The organism is Psychrobacillus sp. FSL K6-1267, assembly GCF_038003265.1.
GTDB classification, from domain to species: Bacteria; Bacillota; Bacilli; order Bacillales_A; family Planococcaceae; genus Psychrobacillus; species Psychrobacillus faecigallinarum.
This window is the reverse complement of the sequence record NZ_JBBOOR010000001.1, coordinates 3,052,644-3,075,090: the sequence shown is the minus strand read 5'-3', so window position 1 is coordinate 3,075,090 and position 22,447 is coordinate 3,052,644. Positions and strand designations below refer to the sequence as shown.

Genomic DNA, 22,447 nt, shown 5'->3' with positions numbered 1-22,447 from the left:
TTTTCCTAAAGAAACAAATTATTGTCTAATGAAATTTGAGTACACACTTAGTGGAGGCAAAATAATACATGTGTTTAATAATTTTAAACACTAATAATCAGTTTACAGATAGAGCTTTTCGATCAGAAAAGGTGTAGAATTCGAGGTTATACATTACTAAGAAGTATTTAAGAGATTGCGAATTTGAAGCAACTAATTTGAAATGGGTTGATGGTAATTTAATATTAAAATAGAAAGTATTTCATACCTTGGACTTCATTGGATTCTACCAAATGTGATAGAATTCTTCTCTATGTATAAGAGGCTAAGTATATTAAATACCAGAATCGAGAAACGTATCATTGATACGCTATCTCGTTTTTTTTGTTTCCAGAAAGATGGGTATCCTTATTGCTATTTAATATATAAAAAATCAAGATTCTTAAATGTTTCACAAATTCACTTGAACAAATCTGGATTGTTTCTAAGAGGATATATAGGATGATAGGTTCTATAAGTATGGTATGGCAAATCAGGGTGTGATAGACGAGCTAATTCGTTGAACTGGTAGCCATTCTCTACTTCAAACACTAATTGTTTTCCTTTAGCATAAACGTTAGAAAAAGTTTTAATAATTCTTTCATCATAATTAGGCCCTGTAAGAAATACAACAATATCAGGAGCTAAAGCACTTATTTCCATTGGTAATACATTAAACTCTTCTTGTAATAAGTCTTCTACGGATAGAGTTGGTCTTTTCTTATTGTAGTCAAAGCGAACCAATTGAGTATGTAAAAATGCATCGTCACTCTCGTCATTTGAAATCGACTGATATAACCTACGCATCCCTCTCCAAAAAGCAGTGTGATTTGATTTTCGCTGAATTCTAAAGTCTTCGTACATCCACTGTAAATAATTTATAATTGCGTCTCTCTTTAAACTTTCATCAGCATAATTAAAGGTATCTAAAGTAATCGTAAATGAATCCCATCCATTCGTTTCTTGTCCAACAAATAATACTTTTCTTTTAGACTTTCTATAAGAAGGAAGACAGTTGACTAAAAAAGGATTAGAGAGTCGATTAATTCCTTCAGGTCGTAAAGAACTAATAGCCCAAATCATTCGATTACAATATTCCTTTTATACTAAAGTCAAATGTTCTTTCATGAAAGATTCTTTATTGTACGAGTCTATACTTTCATGGTTATCATTCCTTTTAATGTTTCTTATCTTTACGTAAATAAATTCTTGAAGTTTCAGATTTATTTAAATACATGGGTACATAGTATTGGTTCATGTAGTAAAATAGTATTTATAAATATACTAATTTAGGGGTGTGAATAATGAGTAAAATACCAATAAAACCAATGGTAGAATTAGCGAAGCAACATGGGCCGACAGTGGGGAAGTTTGTTAAGAAGAACTGGAAAGAAATATCGCAAACTGTGGGTGTTGTTGCTACTGTAGGAAAAACGGCAAATAACCTCGTAAATAATAGAAAAGAAACTAATCAAAAAAAGGGAAAGATTCATTATCGGAAAACTCGATTTGTAGAATATAAAACTGAAACGTTAAGAAGCTTAGACGGTAAAAATAGAGAGCGGTTATTTAAACATCAATTAGAAGTAGAACAATTTATTAATCAGATAAAAAATGAAGAAAACAAGGAATCTGGTTTAAAAAAGCCACTTCATTCGAAAAGGATAAATGATTGGAATAGTATTCTTGTTCAGATTGAGGACAAGATTGTAACAATGGATTATCAAGAATATCTAATGATTTATAACAATAATGAGTATCATAGTGCTTATTTTGAAGGATATGAAGGACAAATTACAAAATTTAAGGAATTAGTTAGTAAAGGGATTTTGGAAGAGCTTTATAATTTTATTCAAATAACAACAAGAAAGAATATAGATGATATAAAAAGAGATTTTTTATAGATATTTTGGGTTAACTCTCATAAAGAAAAAGTCAGACAATGTAGTGCTTGGTTAGATTACGGATTGAAAAGGAAAAAAAGAACTGCTGATAACATGAATTAGATAGCATTGTTAGTAAAGGGGGGATTAAATGATCCATATTGAACTTCCAAATCCATCAGAACGTGTTTTTCTTTCGGATTATAAAAGTGTTCAAAATATATCGGGTTTCTATATTATGAAAAATACTGTAGGGGAAATTATTTATATCGGGGAATCACAAAATATAAGGAAAAGGTTAAGTAAGCATTTTAGAGGTGATAGCGGGACAACAAAATCATTTAAACATTTATTTACTTACGTTGAAGTTTTTTATTGTAGTCCAACCAATAGAAAGATTTACGAAATATACGCTATTAATCATTATAACCCCCCAGGGAATGTATGGGGGAATTGTAATATGGGTAGAGAAGAACTTAAAAGGAAGAGAGTAGAATGGATTAGGTATGAAGAAGTAAAGCTCCTGGGGATATTTCAAAATCCAACAGAACGTAATCCTATAAAAATACAGAATGGTAAAGACTAATGATGTATAAATCCGAAATCATTAGTCTAATGACTTATTGGAGGGATTAAGTGAATGAGAAAATCCTGCTTTTGTGAAGTCATTTAAAGAGAGTGTTGAACGTCAAGGATTAAATTTAGCTCCAATTTTTGAAGAGCAAGAGGAAGACAATTAATAATTAATAATTAATAAGGTAGATAGTATGGTTACGAACGAATGTATTTTACTGTATATAGGAAAGTTAAAGGAGGATTGCTTAATTGACTACAATAATTGATATTACTTCCTTTGAAGTAACGATAAAGTCTTTAATAGATTTGTTTGATATAGGAAGACCACAAATAATTGAATATCTAAAGAGAGAAGAGTTATCATGTGATGACTTTTTAGCGTATTTTTCCATTAATGAGAGTAACCTTTCTACAGTTGACTTTTTAGTTACTTCGCTTCATGTAACGACAAATGATGACGAGTGTAAATCGCTAAATGAGATTGGGTTAGTTAATTCCATAGATGCTGTAACTCTAAATACACCTTTTAATAGACACTTAAAAAAACACGGAATAGATATCGATCTCAAAATGGGAGAAATAAAATATAATAAGCAAACTTATACATTTGGTCAAAAATTTGAGGGATGGTCGCAAAGCGAGGAAAGACGCCTATTAGAACATATTGCGTATAAGTTCTATTGTGATCGTCAAATTAATGGTTTTTTCTGTACCGATAATGCTCTCTCGTATGGTGGTAATGTAAATAGAAGACCAGAACTGATGAATAATATTGCGAATCTTTTAAATTATAATAAGTTAGTTGAAGATTGGAGTAACAATTCTAACAATAAATGCTATGTAATAAAATTTGCAATACCATTATCAACTTATTCAGTAGAATCCTTTACGAATACTACTACTTTTGACAACTTTAAGGAAAAAGATATTGATTTATTAAAGAAAAAAACGATAATTGATTATTCTTTATCAAATATATACAATTATGTTAATCACCAAGGATACGTATGTGAAAGGCTTTCTTTTTTGCAACCTGACTCAAGAGTGAAATCATCTGATTTTATTGGTATTTATAGTGATACAGAATATCAAAAAACACTCTAATCTATCTTTGGAAAAATAATTGTTAGTAATATTAACAGATATTGTTTTTTTAAAGCTAAAGTTGTAAACAGGGAAATTAATATACAAGAGAATACTAACCATGGGAGATGTAAAGTTGAACAATGAGATAAAAATAAATAGTACAGGTAGTTACCTTAAGAACTCCAAATTTAGCATGAGAATGAAAAATTTAGCGTTCTCTTTTTCTGATAAAATAGTTAGCTGGGATAAAGAAGTATACAAAGAATTACCCGATCGAATTGGAGTTTATGCAATTCTTAACCAAGATGATGATATTATTTATGTAGGAAAAGCAACTGGGGTGGGCGGACTTAAACAAAGACATAGAAATCATGAAAAGAATTTACTATTTAAGTTATTTGATGCTAATAAACTAATGTACTATCATGTGGAAGATAATAGTACGGATGATCCTGGAATCGTTGTTTTACTTGAAAGAATGTTGATTTACGCACATGATCCTTTATTAAACGATGATATCAAGGGTTCAGTTCCAATTACGCATTTAATTTCCAATAAGATAATTACTAAGATAGATGACTTAATAGTAAGATATACAGTAAATGGTAGTGATGAAGTGAAATATTTGTTAAACGCTATTTATGAAGAATTAGATTCTTTAAGAAAAGCATCAGAGGAAGCTTTATCTTCCTATAATGAAGCTATTAAACAATTTAATAATGAAGTAATTAATGAATTCAAAACAACTATGAAAGAGTGTAATAAAAATTTGAAGACTTTGAACGATCAACTATTAAAGGAATTAGATGTTTTTCCGAATAACCCTTAATTGATTACAGATATACCTTGACTAAGAATGGGGTACAAATATATATTAGGCATTTTTCCAGAATCGAGATACGTACCGTTGGTACGCTGTCTCGGTTTTTTTATTGCAAAAAAGAAGGAAAATGCAAGCAGGAGAAGGGATGGTGGTGAAAAAAGGGGAAGGAAAAAGAAAGAAAAAATGTACGAGTTTCTACTCTAAATCCTTGATCCTTATCCAACTTTTACGGAATATTATTAAAATAAGACTTTAGAATAGCAGGATCTCAGTGAAGTCATAATTATTGGTGAAAAGAAATGTTTTCTCCAATAGTTCTTGAACAGTTAAATGCGTAAACTTACTAAATCTCTTATAAAACTCGATTATTGTAATGGAGTTGCCATGAGAACAACATTTGTAATAATTTAGGACTAATAGAAAAAAATGGTTGACATCTAATGTGGAGCGATATATATTAAGGGTACATATTTTTTAGTTATAAATTTTTGTTTTGCTTATTTAATATAAAACCAATTTTTAGATAAAAGCTGATTTACATACGTATACAATTTGATACAGTTTCAATCTCTTATTTGGAGGGTGGAGTTTGTCCCTTTTAATAGTCATTGAGCTGTTTGATTGTATGTGTAAGTAAGTTAGCTTTTTTGTGTTAGTTAGAAGTAAGGGAATTTTTTTGATTATTTAGCAGAATTTTTTACTTAGGTTATCCATCATTATTTGTTGATACGATAACTGATCTAATCAAGGTGAGGTGAATAGAAGAAATATAAATACAAAGTTTTAAAGTTTAAAGGCACAAAAGATTTTGGGAAAAACTATAACAAATCGAAGGAGGAAACAAAAATGACGAACGTAATGAATATTCAAGAACAAAACCAGGTAATCGAGGTGGCACTAAGCCGTGGTTATATTAACGAATATGAAGAAGTGATGTATATGTATAACGAAGAAGGTTCAGGTTTGTGTGGGGTGCTAACTATAATCGATTATATTGAATTTGCCAGCATCTCGGCAGTACGTGCAGAAATAGAAGACCAATTAATATTAATTCAAAAAGAAAATAAATCTGAGGATGAAATGATAATTGAAGAAATAGAACCTTGGAATAATGATGGAATTATCGTATGTAAGGAAGGAGCTTTCGTCTGGGATTCTGTAATTTTGGATTATGTATGGTGTGGTGAATTAATTAGAACAGTTAGAAGTCAAATGGTTCAAGTGGTTGAAGACGTTACAATAGACTATGGTTACGAGGAAATACAGTTAACCAAAGGTGAGGAGTACACTTTGGAAAATCAGTACGTATTCTATGAAGAAGATAACTTCCCAGTCATCATGCTCGTAATGAAAAAGGAGGATTCAGCTCCTATTGTATTACCATACGACAAGAGTGTATTAACGATAAACAATAGAGACTTTGCAATATTAAATTATACAAGTAGTACTACAATTTAATTGGCCCTATAAATCCGAGAAAGAACAAATAAATTGGAATATAAGAAACATTCCTCCTTATATTCCAATTGTTACATAAAAAATGACTATACTACTTATAAAGAAAATACTTTTGCATAAAACATAGAGAATTTAAAATAACAGGAGGAGATTTTCTATGTATTTATTTCCATGTCATCAAAGGAACTACCAAGAATTATTAAAAAGGGATAAAACACATCCACAGGATATAGAAAGAAATGCGATGTTCTACATTTTTTCAGGAAACAGTGAGCTATTAGAAAAGATGATTGTTTTCTACGACTTTGAAAATGGGATGATACGGACAGAGGGTTTTCAAGAAGTTAAGTTGTCCAGTAGTGCAACAGCACTGGTGAAGTTGGCATTTAATCTTTACAACAACTTCGCATGTGGGACAGTTGTAGATCTGTTTGCGAATTTGGACGAAAAGAATTGTTATTTGGCACTTGAAGCAATTCGATTAAGATTTTCAATAAAGTAGCCTAATAAAAAGTCTAAAGAATTAAGAGACAAGGACTTGTAAACTGTGATCTTTCTCCATTAATCCACTCTTAACACAATCATTCAATCATAACTCCCGCTTACTTTCGGGAAAATTTTATTTGTTATATGATTGCTCGTAAGAAAAGACAGTTAAGGGAGATGATTGAGTGATGGAAAACGTGGAATTTAAAAGGCAGTTAGCAAAATTATTGGGTGATTATGAAAAGGAAGTTCTGGAAGCTAAGAAAAGCGGTTTATTAACAGAAAGCACTGCAAAAACTTATTTGTTACATGCCAATAACTTCGTAAAATGGTGCAAAGATGATTTTGTACCAGGTGGGAGAAATAAAAGGAAGTAGCACAAACGTTTTTGGATCTGACAGACACATGAGGTGAAGAAAAATGAGACAGTTTATCATTGATGGTTCAAGTAAGGGAATTGCGATGGGTGCAGGTGTGGTAGAGGTCAATGGTTTGGGTTTTTTGAAGACGCATACTTTACAAACATTTCATTTGAAAGCAGATGCAACATTAGCAGAAATTTATGCATTTGATTGTGCTTTACAGCTCATTCAGCAAAAGGGCAATGCCGAAAGAATTTTTGAGATATATTCCGACCACAAATTAGTTCACAAATTATTTAATAAGTCATTGGACGAGCTAACAAATGATCTGTATATAGACAATATAAAAAAACAGGTAGCACTGATAAAAAAATTTGCTAAGTTTGAGTTGCGATATACAGATGAAAGTGTTAAACACTATGCTAAAATGGCTCACTTACTAAGTCGAGAATATATGATGGATCCACTAACAGAAAGAATCATTAAGCAATCCGAGTCACTGAAGATGAACATAGTGAATTAGGTATGGCGTATTAATAATCTATCAATATTCTATTTTGCTTCCCGATTTGAAGTTATATTTTAGAGCTAATTATCTATAATATAATGTTTCAAATTAAAAAGGAATTTCACATGAGTGAAATACAGGAGGAATGGTAGAATATGAGAGAGAGTCGATCAGTTAATCCGAATTTTGGAAACCTCGTTAAACATCTTAGAAGAAAGAGGTCAATGAGTTTGAGACAAATGACCGAGGCGACAGGAATCAGCGAAAGCTATATTAATCGAATAGAGAACGGTTTTCGTATCTGTCCGTCGTTTCCTGTAATTGAAAAGTTGGCAACAGTTTTAGGTGTTACACCAAATCTTTTGTTAGAAGTAAGCTCAAACAATCAGGAGAGTGTAGTTCTGTTAGAGGAACTGTTGTATACAAACGATTTCACCTTGAATGGAGTTAAATCTGTAAGTCCTGGAACAAAAGAGCTAATTCTTAACCTATTAGATTTAGTTAATGATGTTAGTTGGGATAAAGACACCATAATTGCGGATATTTACGAAGTTATTCAAGTGGTAAATGATTTGAAACAGGAATTAAGTGTATGAATTAGAGAGAGAGAGAGGAATAAAATTCCTCTCATTTTCTATTTTGCCAAGGAATCTCGTAATAGCAAACGAAATATTTTTTGTGATACAGTTATCACAGTAACGGTATTGGAAAATTTTATTTAAAATAGTAAAAGATGGTTGAATATTAATCAAAAACAACTTATACTGATGTTACATCAATTTTTATAGTCAATAACTTTTTCTTTAAATATTTTTATTAAACCTTTTGCTTTTATGAAAGCTAATTTACTTATGTTCGCAAATTTTGATAGGTGTAGTTTATTTTTCCATGGGAGCAGTATGCCCATTTGGAAGAGGCCTATTAAGTTTTGCATGTAAGTAAATTAGCTTTTTTGCATTTTATTAACTGGCAGTATCTCTACACAAAGTAGAAATGCATGAGCCAGGAAATAGAGGAGGAAAGGAAGACAATAGAGTTTGATTAAAAGAATCACGTTTGAAAGGTTGGGGACAAAATGAATGAAATGAGGCGACGTTATTCAATGAAAATTATCTCTTTCTATGCAACAAAAACATTCAAATTGGTTTTAGAATTTGAAAATGGTAAGTACAGAGTGTGCGACTTTATAAAATCAGTAAAAAGTAGTAAGGATCTTCTAAAAGAACTTACGGTGGATGTTGATTTATTTTTAAGTATAAAAATAGACAATACTTCGGGAGATCTTTATTGGGATAAAAATCGAAAATTTAGTGCCGAAACATTGTATGAATTAAGTATGGATTTAGACCAACTGATCAACCCGCCTCCACGGAAAATAAGATTACCTGTTGCATCAAAAACTACTCATTTAACAGAAGCATCAAAATCTCGTACTACAAGAGAGTTAGAAAAATCTAATAAAGAATTGTTAGAACGCATTAGAATCAACAAAACATGAGTGGGTGTAAATGAATGTACTTATACATGTATCGAAAGTAAAAAGATAGGGGGACAATGGGAATGGAAAAAGTATTGGCTAAATTAGAATCTAAAGATTTTATCAGAAATATTATTATTGAAATATCCAGTGACATTTTCATGCTCATAATTGGTCTCGTTACGGGTTATTTCTTGAAAGTCTGGTTGATGTAGAAAAAGAGGAAACTATTTATAATGACGACAATAAATTTTGATGCCGTTACATACTAAACAGGTTTTATTAAAGAGAGCCGATGAATGGAGAGAAGGTAGTATGAGCATAAATAATTCCAATAAAGAGTCCATCTTTTCTATTTTCTTGAAGGACTTTTATCAATCCTGGGAACAGTTATTAGGGTTTAAGGTAGAAAATATCCGATTGGAACAACGACATGCGGGCAAAAACGTTGATTTATTGGGCTACGATTCTCGAAGAAGAATAAACGTTTTTTTTGAGATGCAAGTGACCAAAGCAAATAAACGTTACTTAGCTCGTCTTAAGGAAATGATGAATAGCGGATATTCGGAAGGAGTAGTTATTTGGGTAGCATCTTCATTTGATGATGAATTGCTGAAGGATTTAGTGGAATGGATGAAGGAAAATAAGAAGAAGTATATTGATTTCTATGCCTTAACCATTAATGAATCTGGGATAAGATTATTACAAGAATTAAATGGACTGTACAAATTGGATATATACAATCAACTTGATCGCTTAAACCAGATAGATAAACTATTAACTGTTCAGTATTCGAATAAGAATTTATCCGCTTCGCATTGTGGAACTGTAGAGCCAGTGAACCGAGAGTTAGACTTTTCACGTGTGGAAGATGTGAAGAAAGGTCTCCTTAGCAAATTACGATTGGAAGTACCTTACTTCTTAAACTTTCACTATGAGAAAAAAATGAATCAGAACGATCGAATAATGACAGTTGGAGGTGGTAAAGCGGGAATCTATCTGAGGATTTCTTCAAAAGATGTTAGATACCGTTCCTTTGCCGAATTATTCTTCGAACAATCAAAAAACGATTGGTTTGAGGATTTTAAACATAATGAGCAAGAAATAAAGACAAAGGTACACCCAGATATTGTTTTTGGTGATAGAAGGTTAGGTGTTTATTTTAAAACAGATGAAGATTACGAGGTAATTTTTTCTGAATTAGCAGAGATTATTGAGAAAATGCTCGAATACTTTGCCCCTTATACATTTGGGAAGGAAGAAATCCTTGTGGAGAAACAAGTAATTGTAACACCAATGATTAGGCGACGTTTTGTTTCTGTAGAAACAGAATGTGCTGAAGAGGGCATCGTTACGGAGGATAGTTATCGTATTCAATTAGAAGAACGTTCTGAAGGTTATTGGTAATTAAAAGGTTTCAGTTAATGGCTTCGTATCTTTATGGTACGAAGCTATTTTAGTTTTTTGTTCCTGCTTGTTATGAATGTGTGCAATTTCTTGAGAATACATTGTGTTACATCAAAAGTAAAAGTAAAATAAGAATTAAGTAAAAAAGAAATACGAGGTGACGTTTTTGGAGTTAAAACTTTTCTACCGTACTCAGCGTGATTTGGCTACTGCGTTAAATCAATTGATTGACGCATATTGGTCGGAGAAGATTAAAGAAGAAGAGCTAATAGAAGGAATAAAAAGTATGTATTTAAATAATCAGGATAAACTAATGAGAAATAATGGGTTTACAACAGTTGTTCAACAGCAATGCGGAAAACGTAGATTAGCGATAGTTGAAAGAATATTGGAAAATAAATAGATTATTAGTCTTGTGTGAAAGGTTTGATTAGATGACAATGGAAATGAAGTATTCTTCTGCTTTGACAGGAGCATCTTTTATGTTTCGGGAATTTAAGCAGGTGACATCTTTGAAAAATGATGGGCTGTCGGAATCCGAAATACGTTCAAAAGTAATTGACGAAAATATTTTTCAATATGAAAAAACTACAAGTATAAAAAGGGCAATACCTTACATCATTAGACGAGTAACTGCATTAGACTCTTTGTTGAGGAAATACGTCCTTGAGGAACCTGTGGAGATAGCAAAATGTATCAACCTTTATGGAATTATGAAAACAGATCAACTATTTTTCGAATTTATGAATGAAGTGGTTAGTGAGAAACTGGCGATTAACGATCTTACATTGGAAAAGAAAGATATTAATATTTTCTTCAACTATAAAGCGGAGCAAGATGTATTCTTGGCAAGTTGGTCGGAAAGCACCATTCAACGTTTGAAACAATCATATCGAAAAGTGCTTGTTGAAACGGGGATTTTAAAAAATGTACGAAGCGATGAGCTGAACCGCTTAATCATCGACGAGAAAATCAAAAATCATCTCACACATATTGGCGATGGCCGATATGTCCGTGCGATGGGTGAATGAGGAATGAGAACATGGCTAATTTGAATGCAAGGCTGGATCAAATCATACCGAAAATCAAAGAGGACAAGTTCATAGATGGAAGAGGTCTGGGAAACGAAATCAGCTTTTATGTCTTCGATTATGAACCAGAAGGGGAACTTGTTGTAAGAGATTATATCAAACACATCAAAAAAGAGTTTAATTACGAAGGATCAAATAGACGAATTGTTGAATTTGATTTATATAAAATGCTAATAGATATCACGAAAGAAAAGAGAATATTCGACCGTATTTTTGACATGGAGGAGCGTCAAGGAAAAGATACTTTGTTTAAAGCTTTAACGACGTTTGCAAAACCAGAGGTGTTCTTGGAGAAAATTAAGGAGCAACTGGGTGATCATAATGTTGTCATTTTAACTGGTATAGGAAAAGTGTATCCATTTGTGAGGTCGCACAACATCCTGAATAACTTACAAGAAGTGTTGGATAAAACGCCTGTAATTATGTTTTTTCCAGGAAAATACGATGGGCAATCACTACAATTGTTTAGCAAATTTAAAGATGATAACTACTACCGAGCATTCCGCTTAGTGGATTAGAAAAGGGGGATTTTAGATGATATTGAAAGATATGTTTTTTAAAGATATTGAACGTGATATTCGAGGCGTTATTAAAGTAGCACAAACAAATGAATCGGATATTTATCAAGAGTTAGATGAATATGTCGTTACACAAGAATTGAATAAGCACATTTCAAAGTTTTACGACAATTACCAAAAGGGGATTAACGGAAAGACGGACAAAATGGGCGTGTGGATAAGTGGATTCTTTGGATCAGGTAAATCCCATTTCCTTAAGATTCTTGCTTATCTGTTGGAGAATGAGGTTGTAAAGGGTAAGCAACCAATTGACTTTTTTGAAGGTAAAGTAAAAGATCCCCTTGTTTATGCCAACATGAAACGGACTGCAGATGTGGACACAGAAGTAATTCTATTCAATATTGACTCTAAAGCTTCACTTGACAATAAATCCAAAGAAGACGCTATTTTACGAGTTTTCATGAAGGTATTTTACGAGCATAGAGGATATTTTGGAGACATCCCAGGTGTTGCAGAGATGGAGAAGTATTTAGACAAACAAGGCGTATATCAGTTGTTTAAAGAAGAATTTCAGGCACTTGCAGGAGAATCATGGCACGAACGCCGTAACAGTTTCTATTTCGATGCGGATTTTGTTATCGGGGCATTAACCAAAGTAACCGATATGTCGGAAGAATCGGCACGAAATTGGTTTGAAAATGGTGTGAACAACTTCGAGATTAGCATAGAGAAATTTACTAAGGATGTAAAAGAGTATATCGATGAAAAAGGATCTAATTTCCATTTAGTTTTCCTTGTAGACGAAATTGGTCAATATATTGGTGATAGCCGAAGCCTAATGCTTAACTTGCAAACCCTTGCAGAAGATCTTGGTACACATGCACAAGGAAAAGCATGGATTATAGTTACATCTCAAGAAAGTATAGACTCCATAGTAAAGGTAAAAGGAGATGACTTTTCCCGAATTCAAGGTCGTTTCGATACAAGACTATCCCTATCATCCATTTCAGTGGATGAAGTGATTAAGAAACGTATTTTAGAGAAGCACTCGCACGTAAACGATAAACTAAAAGTACTCTTTCCTGAAAAGAGTGCCATCTTGAAAAACCTTATTAGCTTCGGTGAAAGTACAGCGGATCTTCGAGGTTATGACAATGGGCAAGAATTTGCGGAAGTATATCCATTCATTCCGTATCAATTTAAGCTACTACAAAATGTGTTTGAGCAGGTAAGGAAGCATGGTTCATCAGGAAAGCACTTGTCAGAAGGAGAACGTTCGATGCTTTCTGCGTTCAAGGAAGCTGGTCTTCGCTTTAAAGACTTAGAAGAAGGTACGCTGATTCCGTTCCATGCATTTTACGATACGATTAAAGAATTTCTAAACCCATCTATTTCAAGGGTGATTGATGGAGCAAATGAAAATCCAGTATTAAAAGACGATCCTTTCAATATGGACTTACTGAAAGTTTTATTCATGATCAAATATATTAAAGAACTACCAGCAAACATCGACAATATTGCCACACTTATGGTGACGCATATTGATGAAGATAAGCTTCAACTAAAAGAAAAAATCAAAGGATCTCTTCGTAAATTGATCTCGCAAACATTGATTCAAAAGAACGGAGACTATTATCTGTTCTTAACGGATGATGAACAGGACATCAATCGAGAAATCAAACAAATGAACATTGATGAGGATATCGTGAAGCGTGAATTGGCAACTTACATATTCCAAGACCTGTATGATGAAAAACGATTCAATTATTCAAGAGAATATGCATTCTCATACAACCAGAAGATGGATGAGAAAAATTACGGCAACCAGACTTCAAGTATTGGTCTGCAAATTCATTCCCCACTTTCAGACCATTACCATAAGTCTGACCAAGAGATGATGATGATGACCTCGGGCAGTGGTGAAATGATTATTAAGCTTGGTGGCAATGAAGCATATGTTGAGGAAATGAGAGATACACTACAAATCGAAGAGTACCGCAAGAAAAAGAACATTACTCAACTACCAGAAAATATTCAAAATATCTTGAACAATAAGCAAGCGGAAGTACGTGAACGAAGACGCAGAGTGCGGGAACTGTTGGACGATGCTATCAAAGATGGGGCTTTCTTCGTCAACGGCGACAAAATGGATATCAAAGGTTCTTCTGTGAAAGAGAAAATCAATTATGCTTTCAAACACTTGGTTGACAACGTCTATACAAAGTTAGGGTATGTGAAAGAATATTTGGAGAATGAACGACAATTAATCGCTATTTTAGGTTCAGATAATGATCAACTTTCTTTAGACGATTCAATCGGACCAAAGCCAAATGAATTGGCAAAACGGGAAGTCTATGAATTTATCGATATGCAAGTTCAAATACAAAAACAAGTACGAGTGAAGCTTATTTATGACCGTTTTGAGGCCAAACCATACGGATGGAAACAACTCGACATTGCAGGGCTTATTGCTGGTCTATTGAAAGAGCAACGTATCCGTATCCGTTACAACGCCGAGTATTTAGAGCCAGAAACAGATACAAGTAAATTATTAACGGTCTTTGGAAAATCAAATGAAGCCGATAAAGGAATCATACTTAAACGTGTGAAAGTCGATGAAATACTTATCCGTACTGCAAAACGTGTGTGCAAAGAAATTTTCAATACCACTGATTTAGCAGATGACGAAGATGGACTTGTCAAAGATATCCGTGGAATGATAGACAAACAAATTTCCGAAATTAATGCATACAAATCACGCTATGAAGGCAGGAAGTATCCAGGTATGAGCTTGCTCGAAAAAGGACTTGAATATTTTGAACAATTTGACAGCAAACTCGATAATGCTTCATTCTTCACAAATCTAACAGAACTGGAAGATGATTTGACAGATTGGGAAGAGGATATCGTTTACGTGAAAAGTTTCTTCGGCACAAACCAGAAAGATATTTTCGATCAAGGTTTGGCTGGATTGAATAAGTACGAGGAAAACAAAGCATATCTGTCTGGACAAGAAGTCGGTAAAGCTATGGACAAGCTTCGTTCGATAGTCCAAGACCCAATTCCTTATCGGAAAATCAAAGAATTTCCAGAGCTGATTCATGCGTTGGAAGAGGAAATAAGTCTTGTCTTAACAGAGAAAAAAGTCAACGCCAAAGGAAAATTAAAAGCGGATTATGACGAATTGTCTTTGCAAGCGAAACAATATGGTGTTTCTAATGAAACGAAACAGAGTGTCGATGATTACTATAACGAATTAAAAGGCAATCTTGAAAGGTTTACGGATATTTTCAAAGTGGATGCAACGATTTCCCAAAGTACGAGCTATAAAGATAGAACAGCAACTGAAATAAGACGTGAAATAGCTGAGTGGAAACGTAAAAAAGAGGAAGAACAGATAGAGCAAAATGGTGGGAAAGTCGTGGATCCACCAACCTTACAACCTGTTGTTCAGAAACATAGCGTAAAAGTATCAGAACTCGTTGCCATAACAACATTATCTACTGAAGAAGATGTAGACAAATACATCAATACGTTATCAAACAAGTTAAAGCAAATCATTAAATCGAATAAACAGATTGAGTTTATCGAGTGAAGGGTGAAAATAGATGAATAAAGCCGTATTAAAAAAATTTGCAAGTGAAGCCAGAAGAGAATTGCTTGAAAAAGTAGAACTGCAAGCACGAAAAATTGGAATTACAGCAGAATCCGTTCAAGAAGCAAACGTTGAAAGCTCTGACGCCATCTTTATTGACGGCAAACAGCTTTCAGATTTAGAAAGACGACAACGAAGCAAGCTCATTTCTCGTATCAATGAAATTAGTTTCCAGCGTGTAATGGAAGAAACAGCCTATACCTGGTTCAATCGTTTCATTGCACTTCGATACATGGAAGTGAATGACTATCTACCAACGAAAGTGCGTGTTCTTTCCTCAAATTCAGGCAGTGCTGAGCCAGATATGATGAAAGATGCACTGTCACTGGATCTTGATTTAGATAAGGTGAAAGTTTACGATATGAAGATAAATAACGAGACAGATGAGCTATTTAAATATTTGATTAAAATGCATTGTAACGATTTAAATCGCTACATGCCATTCATGTTCGAGACAATTGAAGACTATTCGGAAATCCTCTTTCCAGAAGGATTGCTTGGAACGGATTCATTTGTTCGTCAAATGACCGATATAGAATTCATTCCAGAGAGCAATTGGGAAAAGGTTGAGATTATCGGTTGGCTTTATCAATATTATATTGCAGAAGAGAAGGATGAGGTTTTTGCTAATCTGAAAAAGAATATCAAAATTACGAAAGACACATTACCTGCGGCCACACAGCTTTTCACGCCTAATTGGATTGTTCGTTATATGGTAGAAAACTCATTAGGACGTATTTGGCTTGAAAGTTATCCTGAAAGTTCATTACAAAATGAGTGGAAATATTATTTAGATGAAGCGGAGCAGGAAGAAGAGGTTATTAAACAACTTGAAGAGATTCGATATAAAAATGTAAATCCTGAAGATATCACTTTTCTTGATCCTTGTTGTGGAAGTGGGCATATTCTTGTATATGCATTTGATGTTTTCTACGACATGTATCTTGAAAAGGGTTATATGGAAAATGAGATTCCACAACTTATTTTAGAGAATAATTTGTACGGATTAGATGTTGATGATCGTGCAGTTCAGTTAGCTTCTTTTGCAGTTATGATGAAAGCAAGGGCAAAGTCCCGTAGAGTATTTAGAAAAACTATTCAGTTAAAAATTTGTTCTGTGCAAGAGAGCAATTGGCTAACAGATGAGATGATTGCAAATGTTGCAGGTGACAATGAGCAAATTATGGAAATACTGCAATCTATTCAAATCACATTGAAAGATGCAAAAGAGTACGGGTCATTATTAAGTGTGGAACCATTAAAGTATGAACTTCTTGAACAATATTTTCAGGAGTATAAAGAGAATCAAGCTGACCTTGTGGAGATGATTGAAAAACAAATTATTGAAGAAAAACTTCCATCCTTATTATTATTCACAAAAATAATTAGTGAAAATTATGATGTGGTTTGTACAAATCCCCCATATATGGGGGCGAAAAGTATGAATGATAAACTTTCTAAATACTGTAAGAAAGTATTTCCAAATACAAAATCAGATTTAAGTACTGTCTTTATGGAGCGAAGTTTAAAATTCACTAAATTAGGAGGATTGATAAGTTTAATTAATCCTCCTGCATGGATGTTTATAATAACGTATGAAAACCTAAGACAGTATTTGGTTCGGGAAAAAACTTTCATTAATATGTTACATCTTGGTAGAGGGGTTTTTGGCCCTGATTTTGGAACTACTTCATTTGTCTTAAGAAATGTTGAAACTTCAAACTATAATTCAACTTATAGAAGGCTTTTTGTAAGACAAGGTGCAGTAGATACTAATGAACAAAAAAAAGAATGGTTTTTTAATAACTTAGGAAAATTTATTATACAACAAAAGAAATTCACCTGGATTCCGTCAACTCCAATTGCATATTGGCTAAGTGATAGATTTTTTGAAATTTATCATAATGCAAAGTTACTTTCCGATATATCTGAGTTGAAACAAGGTATTGCAACGGCAGATAACGATAGGTTTTTAAGATATTGGTTTGAACCCAATTTTCAATTAATAAAATTAAATTCCGCAACCATGCAAGACGCTAAAGAAAGTAGTAAGAAGTGGTTTCCATATAACAAAGGAGGGGCTTATAGAAAATGGTATGGGAACTTTGATTATGTTATTAATTGGGAAGATGATGGAACTGAATTAAAAACATTTAAAAATTCTGTAGTAAGGAATCCACAGTATCAGTTTAAGAAAAGTGTTACTTGGTCTTTAACTAATAGTGCTTATTTTGGAGCGAGATTAAGGCCAGAAGGATCCCTATTCGATACTAATGGGATGTCATTATTCATTTCTGATAGTAAAGAGAATTATATTTTATCTTTTCTTTGTAGCAAAATAAGCACAGAATTGATGAAAGTATCAAATCCAACTCTTGCAAGTCAAGTTGGAGATGTTGGAAGAATGCCAATTATATACTCTAAAGAGTATGAACCAATAATCAATAAACTTGTTGAAGAAAATATTGAAATCTCAAAACGTGATTGGGATTGTTCAGAAATTTCATGGGATTTTAAAGTTCATCCGTTTCTGATAAAAGGGGAAACTAAAATTAGTGATTCATTCCAATATTGGGAGAGAGAAACAGGGATTCATATTAACCAAATTAAAAAAAATGAAGAAGATTTAAATCGAAATTTTATTGAAATTTATAACTTGGAAGATGAACTTACACCTGAAGTAGATGAAGCAGATATAACAATTCGAAAAGTTGACTTAGAACATGACACCAAAAGGTTCATCTCCTACGCAATCGGCTGTTCTTTCGGTCGTTATTCGCTCGATGAAGAAGGTCTAATCTTTGCAGGTGGAGATTTCGATGCTTCCCGTTATAAAACATTCCCAGCAGATGAAGATAATATACTTCCAATCCTGCCAGGTGCATATTTCGAAGATGACATTGTAACAAGATTCGTCGATTTCGTTCGGATGACATTCAGTGAAGAAACACTTGAAGAAAATCTTGATTTTGTGTCGGATGCAATTGGGCGGAAGAAGAATGAAACAGCAAAGGAAGTATTGCGTCGCTATTTCATGAATGATTTCTATAAAGATCATGTCCAGGTGTATAAGAAACGCCCCATTTACTGGATGTTCACGTCTGGCAAGGAGAAGGCATTCAACTGTTTAATTTATATGCATCGCTATGACAAAACGACGCTCTCCCGTATTCGGACAGATTATTTGCATGAGGTTCAGATTCGTATGGATGCGGAGAAGAAAGACTTGCTTGATGTTACCGAAGGGGATTCCACAACGAAGGAAATTAGCGATGCGAAAAAAGAATTGAAGTCGCTCGATAAGAAAATCGACGAATTGAAAGCATATGATGAGTTGTTGCATCATATGGCTGATATGCAGATAGAGATTAACTTGGATGACGGTGTGCAAGTGAATTATGAAAAGTTTAAGGGGTTATTGGCGAAGATATAACATTAGAAGGAGAAGAGGTTCTTATTTATGGACTTACTTCTCTTTCATTCATATGAAGAGTGATAATTGAGTCTATTTATATGATTGTGTTTCGGAAATGGGATGAATAATTAATGGGCATGGTTGAATGGAATACAGTTTTTACAGACGTTTTATCTGGTAGTGCAGTGCTTATAATTGGAGCGGTAGGGGGCGGATTTTTTGGATATTTTCGAGGGAAAAAGAAATCGGCATTAGCAATTGAAAGAAAAAAAACCATATATCAGCCATTGCTCGATGAATTGAATTCAATAAGTAACTTCGAAGTAAATGTCTTAGTAAATTTAAACACTCCTATTCTGAGAAAAGTTGTTTCCGAAGAATACAAATATGGACTATCAGAAGAATTACAAGGAAAATGTAATACTTTATGCTCGCTAATTGGACAATTTAATAAAATCGACTTAGTTTCGGTCGCACATAATAAAATTATAGAGATTTTTAAAAATGGGTATGAAGAAATATATGGAAGTATTATTGATGGAATTAGTTATAATACGGACAGGGAAGGGAATGAATGGGAGATAGAGCATTTGGCCTTACCAATTGAATTGATTAAAAGAAAGGATTTTAATAAATCTATTACTAATTTGCTTAGTAATGAAGAAATGTATGATAGTGAAGTTTGTGTGGATGAAGATAATAATATTTTCGTTCCCATTTATGGAAATTTAGTAGATGTATACAATTCTGTTTTACATGGTACTGTCAACGGTGAGAGTAATCAATTACCTCCATTAAAAAAAGAGTTGGGTATGTCCTCTGCAGAGTACATGGCTCTTAATTGGGACTTTTATAAAATATTTAATGTGGATACAGAAAAGTTAAGAAAGTATGAGCTAAGAGAAGAAATTATTTTCAAATCACAAGAAGTAATTGAAGATTTAAAAGTGCTTATTAGAAAAATAGTACGAATATACGAAGTTGAAGAAGTTTAAGTGGGTACTATGAAAATTAAAAAACTGTAGTAGAAATAATACAATTAGTCCCAAGATATATCTAATTTCACTGGTATATTTATATTCTAATTTTATTTAGAGAGAAGATGTGGATAATGAACATTGGACAAATCGAGTCTGCCTTAAGGGACATTTTCAACGAACCATTAAAAGATGGGGAACAGAGGAAGATTGTGTTCTGGGTGGACAAGGAAGTAGAATTTAAGGAAGAGATTGTGCAATTGATGATTGATGGTGTTAAAGTACAAACATTATCTAATCGCAACCAATTTTACATGAAGCATTTGTTAGAGGAAGAAGATCCGACTTCTTCCTATTTAATCTATACTAATTTGGAGTTAGGTGTAGAGGATAACTGGTTGGCAGATACGGTTCTGTATTCGAAGACGTTTTTTGCGGATAGAGTATCGCTTATTTTGAGTGAACTTCAGGTTGATCCATCACTTAGAGCGGTTATTAAAAAGTATGAGCGATTTTTCAACAATAAGGAACGCTTTCGCAAGTTTCAAGTATTCGGAATTGAATCATTTACAGAGGAAACAATTGATTTGGCTATTATGAGCGTACTATGCAACGTAAAGACACCTGGTTTTGAAGCAGTGTTAAAAGCGGTGCTGATGGATACGCTGGATGATAGCGATAATAAATATTTGTCACAATTGGTTAAATACTTTGATATTGACGTGTTCTGGAAGTATGTGGCGAATCATTATGGGTACGAGCGTGAAACTAAGACGTTGAAGACACTGTTCATTCATTTGACAGTAACAGCTTTTAACCATTCGGTTAGTGAAAAATATTTAACGGATGTTCAAGATTTTATTGCTGTGCGAAACAAGACAAATGCATTGGTGTTCATAGACCATTGGATGCATCATAAAACGGATTATACAGTTTTTGATGAATATGCTGAAATGGTCGAACAGGAAATCCAGTTTTCGAGCATTATGCAATCTGTACCAGTGGAGGAATTCAGGCAGGCGGATACATTCCCCTATATCGACAAAGCCGTTATCATTCACATTGCGAATAGCTTGATGGAGAAGTTGGAAGATTATGAGGAATATACAAAGCTTATCAAGTTGAGACGGGCTAAACATTACTACGAGAAATATGCGTCTGTATATGAAGCACTTTATTACACGGTGAAAATGCATGAATTCCATAAAGAACATCAACAAGGCATTCCACAAGGTCGGGCGATTGATTTATATGATGCATACCGTAAATCGTATCATGTCATGGATACATACTACCGTAAGTTCTACGTTGCGTATGATGAAGAAAGCAACAATGAATTATTGAAAAAGCTGAAAGAGCTTGTGGAACATCTATACACAAATTGGTTTATGGGTGAGCTAAGCTCGAATTGGTCACAAGCAGTCAAGTCGGAAATGACAGAAGAATGGTTACTTCCTGGCGTGCAAAATCAGCAAGGTTTCTATTCATCCATCGTAGCACCACATATGCGAAAAGGTGAGCGTGTGTTTGTCATCATTTCGGATGCAATGAGGTATGAGGTGGGTGTTGAACTTGCTGAACGCTTGAACTCTGAAACGACGGGTGTCTGTGACATGCAGACGATGCTCGGAGTTGTACCGTCTGTTACAAAGCTTGGAATGGCATCATTGCTTCCATATAGGCATAGGGGCTTAGATTTTGATGAAAACGGACGAGTGCTTGTCGATGGGAAAGATTCGGCTGGGCTTGAAAATCGAAAAAAAATTATTGAGTCCTTTGTAGAAGATAGTATTGCTATTCATTTCCAAGAAATAATGGCGATGAACAAGGCAGGTAGACGTGAAACTTTCAAAGGGAAGAAGCTTATCTATATCTATCATGACACAATTGATGCGATGGGCGATAAAGCTTCAACCGAAATTTACACATTTGAGGCGGTGGAAAATGCGTTGAATCAGTTGTACGATTTGGTGAAAATCATTCGAGATGATTTGAGTGGAACAAATGTCTACATCACTGCTGATCATGGTTTTCTATATCAACGGGAGACGCTACCAGAGAGCGACAAGATTGGAAATGAGTCAATGGAGACGATTGAAGTGAAGCGTCGCTACATGCTTTCTAAAGAGAAACGAGATGTTTCAGGACAACTGGCAATTGATTTAACTTCAATTGTGAAAAATGATCAACAATTGACGGCGTATGTGCCGAATGGAACCATCCGTAATCGTATTCAAGGCACTGGCGTGAACTATATGCATGGGGGGGCAAGTTTACAGGAAGTTGTTGTTCCGTTAGTTTCATATAAAAATAAGCGGGTAGGACAAAAAGGCTCCCAAGTCATTCAAAAGGTCGATATCAGGCTAACAAGTACGATACGCAAAATTACAAACAGCATTTTCAATTTAAATTTCTTCCAAACAGAAAAAGTAGAAGATAAGTTGATTCCTCGTACGGTCGTCATGTACATGGCGGATGCGGAAGGAAATGTGCTATCAAATGAAGAAACCATCATCGGAGATCGTTCATTTGATAATCCAACCGAGCGATCGTTCAAGCTACAATTTGTTCTGAAAAGCATTTCATATGATCGTAACAAGACATACTATTTAGTATTAAAAGATACAGAAACAGGTGTTATTACGGAAAAAGTACCGTTTACAATTAACTTAGGAATTGTGAGTGACTTTGATTTTTAAATGAGGGG

The 22,447-nt window shown here is 33.8% G+C and carries 19 protein-coding genes; 18 read left to right on the top strand and 1 reads right to left on the bottom strand.

Annotated elements, in window-relative coordinates:
- Positions 1 to 438: 438 nt before the first annotated feature.
- Complete coding sequence (locus tag MHB55_RS15780; RefSeq protein ID WP_340863617.1) at positions 439 to 1,101, bottom strand: hypothetical protein; 663 nt, start codon at positions 1,099 to 1,101, stop codon at positions 439 to 441.
- Between the two features lie 221 nt (positions 1,102 to 1,322).
- Between MHB55_RS15780 and MHB55_RS15775 the strand changes: the two genes are divergently transcribed.
- The 18 genes from MHB55_RS15775 to pglZ all read left to right on the top strand — a co-directional run bounded on the left by MHB55_RS15775 (position 1,323) and on the right by pglZ (position 22,439).
- Positions 1,323 to 1,922, top strand: a complete 600-nt coding sequence (locus MHB55_RS15775; RefSeq protein WP_340863616.1) for a hypothetical protein — start codon at positions 1,323 to 1,325, stop codon at positions 1,920 to 1,922.
- Positions 1,923 to 2,052: 130 nt separating this feature from the next.
- Positions 2,053 to 2,487, top strand: coding sequence for a GIY-YIG nuclease family protein (locus MHB55_RS15770; RefSeq protein WP_340863615.1), 435 nt, complete (start codon positions 2,053 to 2,055; stop codon positions 2,485 to 2,487).
- Positions 2,488 to 2,726: 239 nt separating this feature from the next.
- A complete protein-coding gene (locus tag MHB55_RS15765; RefSeq protein WP_340863614.1) occupies positions 2,727 to 3,581 on the top strand; it encodes a hypothetical protein in 855 nt (284 codons plus the stop codon).
- A gap of 115 nt (positions 3,582 to 3,696) precedes the next feature.
- Positions 3,697 to 4,392, top strand: coding sequence for a hypothetical protein (locus MHB55_RS15760; RefSeq protein WP_340863613.1), 696 nt, complete (start codon positions 3,697 to 3,699; stop codon positions 4,390 to 4,392).
- A gap of 840 nt (positions 4,393 to 5,232) precedes the next feature.
- Entirely contained in the window at positions 5,233 to 5,844 is a 612-nt protein-coding gene (locus MHB55_RS15755; RefSeq protein WP_340863612.1) for a hypothetical protein, read from the top strand.
- 157 nt (positions 5,845 to 6,001) lie between these two features.
- Positions 6,002 to 6,346: a DUF6075 family protein gene (locus MHB55_RS15750; protein WP_340863611.1), complete on the top strand. Its 345-nt coding sequence runs from the start codon at positions 6,002 to 6,004 to the stop codon at positions 6,344 to 6,346.
- Positions 6,347 to 6,518: 172 nt separating this feature from the next.
- Positions 6,519 to 6,707 carry a hypothetical protein gene (locus MHB55_RS15745; protein ID WP_340863980.1) on the top strand — a complete coding sequence of 63 codons (189 nt, stop codon included), beginning with the start codon at positions 6,519 to 6,521 and terminating at the stop codon, positions 6,705 to 6,707.
- A 43-nt stretch (positions 6,708 to 6,750) separates the two neighbouring features.
- On the top strand, positions 6,751 to 7,215 hold the full coding sequence (locus MHB55_RS15740) for a reverse transcriptase-like protein (RefSeq protein WP_340863610.1): 465 nt from the start codon (positions 6,751 to 6,753) through the stop codon (positions 7,213 to 7,215).
- 140 nt (positions 7,216 to 7,355) lie between these two features.
- Complete coding sequence (locus MHB55_RS15735) at positions 7,356 to 7,796, top strand: helix-turn-helix domain-containing protein (protein WP_340863609.1); 441 nt, start codon at positions 7,356 to 7,358, stop codon at positions 7,794 to 7,796.
- Positions 7,797 to 8,275: 479 nt separating this feature from the next.
- Complete coding sequence (locus MHB55_RS15730) at positions 8,276 to 8,698, top strand: hypothetical protein (RefSeq protein ID WP_340863608.1); 423 nt, start codon at positions 8,276 to 8,278, stop codon at positions 8,696 to 8,698.
- A gap of 294 nt (positions 8,699 to 8,992) precedes the next feature.
- The gene (locus MHB55_RS15725; protein ID WP_340863607.1) at positions 8,993 to 10,084 is read left to right on the top strand and encodes a hypothetical protein; all 1,092 of its coding nucleotides are present in this window, start codon (positions 8,993 to 8,995) and stop codon (positions 10,082 to 10,084) included.
- A gap of 157 nt (positions 10,085 to 10,241) precedes the next feature.
- On the top strand, positions 10,242 to 10,487 hold the full coding sequence (locus MHB55_RS15720; protein ID WP_340863606.1) for a TIGR04540 family protein: 246 nt from the start codon (positions 10,242 to 10,244) through the stop codon (positions 10,485 to 10,487).
- A gap of 31 nt (positions 10,488 to 10,518) precedes the next feature.
- Complete coding sequence (locus tag MHB55_RS15715) at positions 10,519 to 11,115, top strand: DUF1819 family protein (RefSeq protein WP_340863605.1); 597 nt, start codon at positions 10,519 to 10,521, stop codon at positions 11,113 to 11,115.
- Positions 11,116 to 11,126: 11 nt separating this feature from the next.
- Positions 11,127 to 11,693, top strand: a complete 567-nt coding sequence (locus MHB55_RS15710; RefSeq protein ID WP_340863603.1) for a DUF1788 domain-containing protein — start codon at positions 11,127 to 11,129, stop codon at positions 11,691 to 11,693.
- Between the two features lie 16 nt (positions 11,694 to 11,709).
- The gene (gene brxC / locus MHB55_RS15705) at positions 11,710 to 15,288 is read left to right on the top strand and encodes a BREX system P-loop protein BrxC (protein WP_340863602.1); all 3,579 of its coding nucleotides are present in this window, start codon (positions 11,710 to 11,712) and stop codon (positions 15,286 to 15,288) included.
- A gap of 13 nt (positions 15,289 to 15,301) precedes the next feature.
- On the top strand, positions 15,302 to 18,781 hold the full coding sequence (gene pglX, locus MHB55_RS15700; protein WP_340863601.1) for a BREX-1 system adenine-specific DNA-methyltransferase PglX: 3,480 nt from the start codon (positions 15,302 to 15,304) through the stop codon (positions 18,779 to 18,781).
- A 113-nt stretch (positions 18,782 to 18,894) separates the two neighbouring features.
- The gene (locus MHB55_RS15695; protein WP_340863600.1) at positions 18,895 to 19,758 is read left to right on the top strand and encodes a hypothetical protein; all 864 of its coding nucleotides are present in this window, start codon (positions 18,895 to 18,897) and stop codon (positions 19,756 to 19,758) included.
- A 116-nt stretch (positions 19,759 to 19,874) separates the two neighbouring features.
- A complete protein-coding gene (pglZ, locus tag MHB55_RS15690; protein ID WP_340863599.1) occupies positions 19,875 to 22,439 on the top strand; it encodes a BREX-1 system phosphatase PglZ type A in 2,565 nt (854 codons plus the stop codon).
- Positions 22,440 to 22,447: the final 8 nt, after the last annotated feature.

Bases quoted from the DNA above. Each gene is read 5' to 3' on its own strand.
- MHB55_RS15780 (WP_340863617.1), bottom strand. From the start codon at position 1,101: ATGATTTGGGCTATTAGTTCTTTACGACCTGAAGGAATTAATCGACTC.
- MHB55_RS15775 (WP_340863616.1), top strand. From the start codon at position 1,323: ATGAGTAAAATACCAATAAAACCAATGGTAGAATTAGCGAAGCAACAT.
- MHB55_RS15770 (WP_340863615.1), top strand. From the start codon at position 2,053: ATGATCCATATTGAACTTCCAAATCCATCAGAACGTGTTTTTCTTTCG.
- MHB55_RS15755 (WP_340863612.1), top strand. From the start codon at position 5,233: ATGACGAACGTAATGAATATTCAAGAACAAAACCAGGTAATCGAGGTG.
- MHB55_RS15750 (WP_340863611.1), top strand. From the start codon at position 6,002: ATGTATTTATTTCCATGTCATCAAAGGAACTACCAAGAATTATTAAAA.
- MHB55_RS15745 (WP_340863980.1), top strand. From the start codon at position 6,519: ATGGAAAACGTGGAATTTAAAAGGCAGTTAGCAAAATTATTGGGTGAT.
- MHB55_RS15740 (WP_340863610.1), top strand. From the start codon at position 6,751: ATGAGACAGTTTATCATTGATGGTTCAAGTAAGGGAATTGCGATGGGT.
- MHB55_RS15735 (WP_340863609.1), top strand. From the start codon at position 7,356: ATGAGAGAGAGTCGATCAGTTAATCCGAATTTTGGAAACCTCGTTAAA.
- MHB55_RS15730 (WP_340863608.1), top strand. From the start codon at position 8,276: ATGAATGAAATGAGGCGACGTTATTCAATGAAAATTATCTCTTTCTAT.
- MHB55_RS15725 (WP_340863607.1), top strand. From the start codon at position 8,993: ATGAGCATAAATAATTCCAATAAAGAGTCCATCTTTTCTATTTTCTTG.
- MHB55_RS15715 (WP_340863605.1), top strand. From the start codon at position 10,519: ATGACAATGGAAATGAAGTATTCTTCTGCTTTGACAGGAGCATCTTTT.
- MHB55_RS15710 (WP_340863603.1), top strand. From the start codon at position 11,127: ATGGCTAATTTGAATGCAAGGCTGGATCAAATCATACCGAAAATCAAA.
- brxC (WP_340863602.1), top strand. From the start codon at position 11,710: ATGATATTGAAAGATATGTTTTTTAAAGATATTGAACGTGATATTCGA.
- pglX (WP_340863601.1), top strand. From the start codon at position 15,302: ATGAATAAAGCCGTATTAAAAAAATTTGCAAGTGAAGCCAGAAGAGAA.
- MHB55_RS15695 (WP_340863600.1), top strand. From the start codon at position 18,895: ATGGGCATGGTTGAATGGAATACAGTTTTTACAGACGTTTTATCTGGT.
- pglZ (WP_340863599.1), top strand. From the start codon at position 19,875: ATGAACATTGGACAAATCGAGTCTGCCTTAAGGGACATTTTCAACGAA.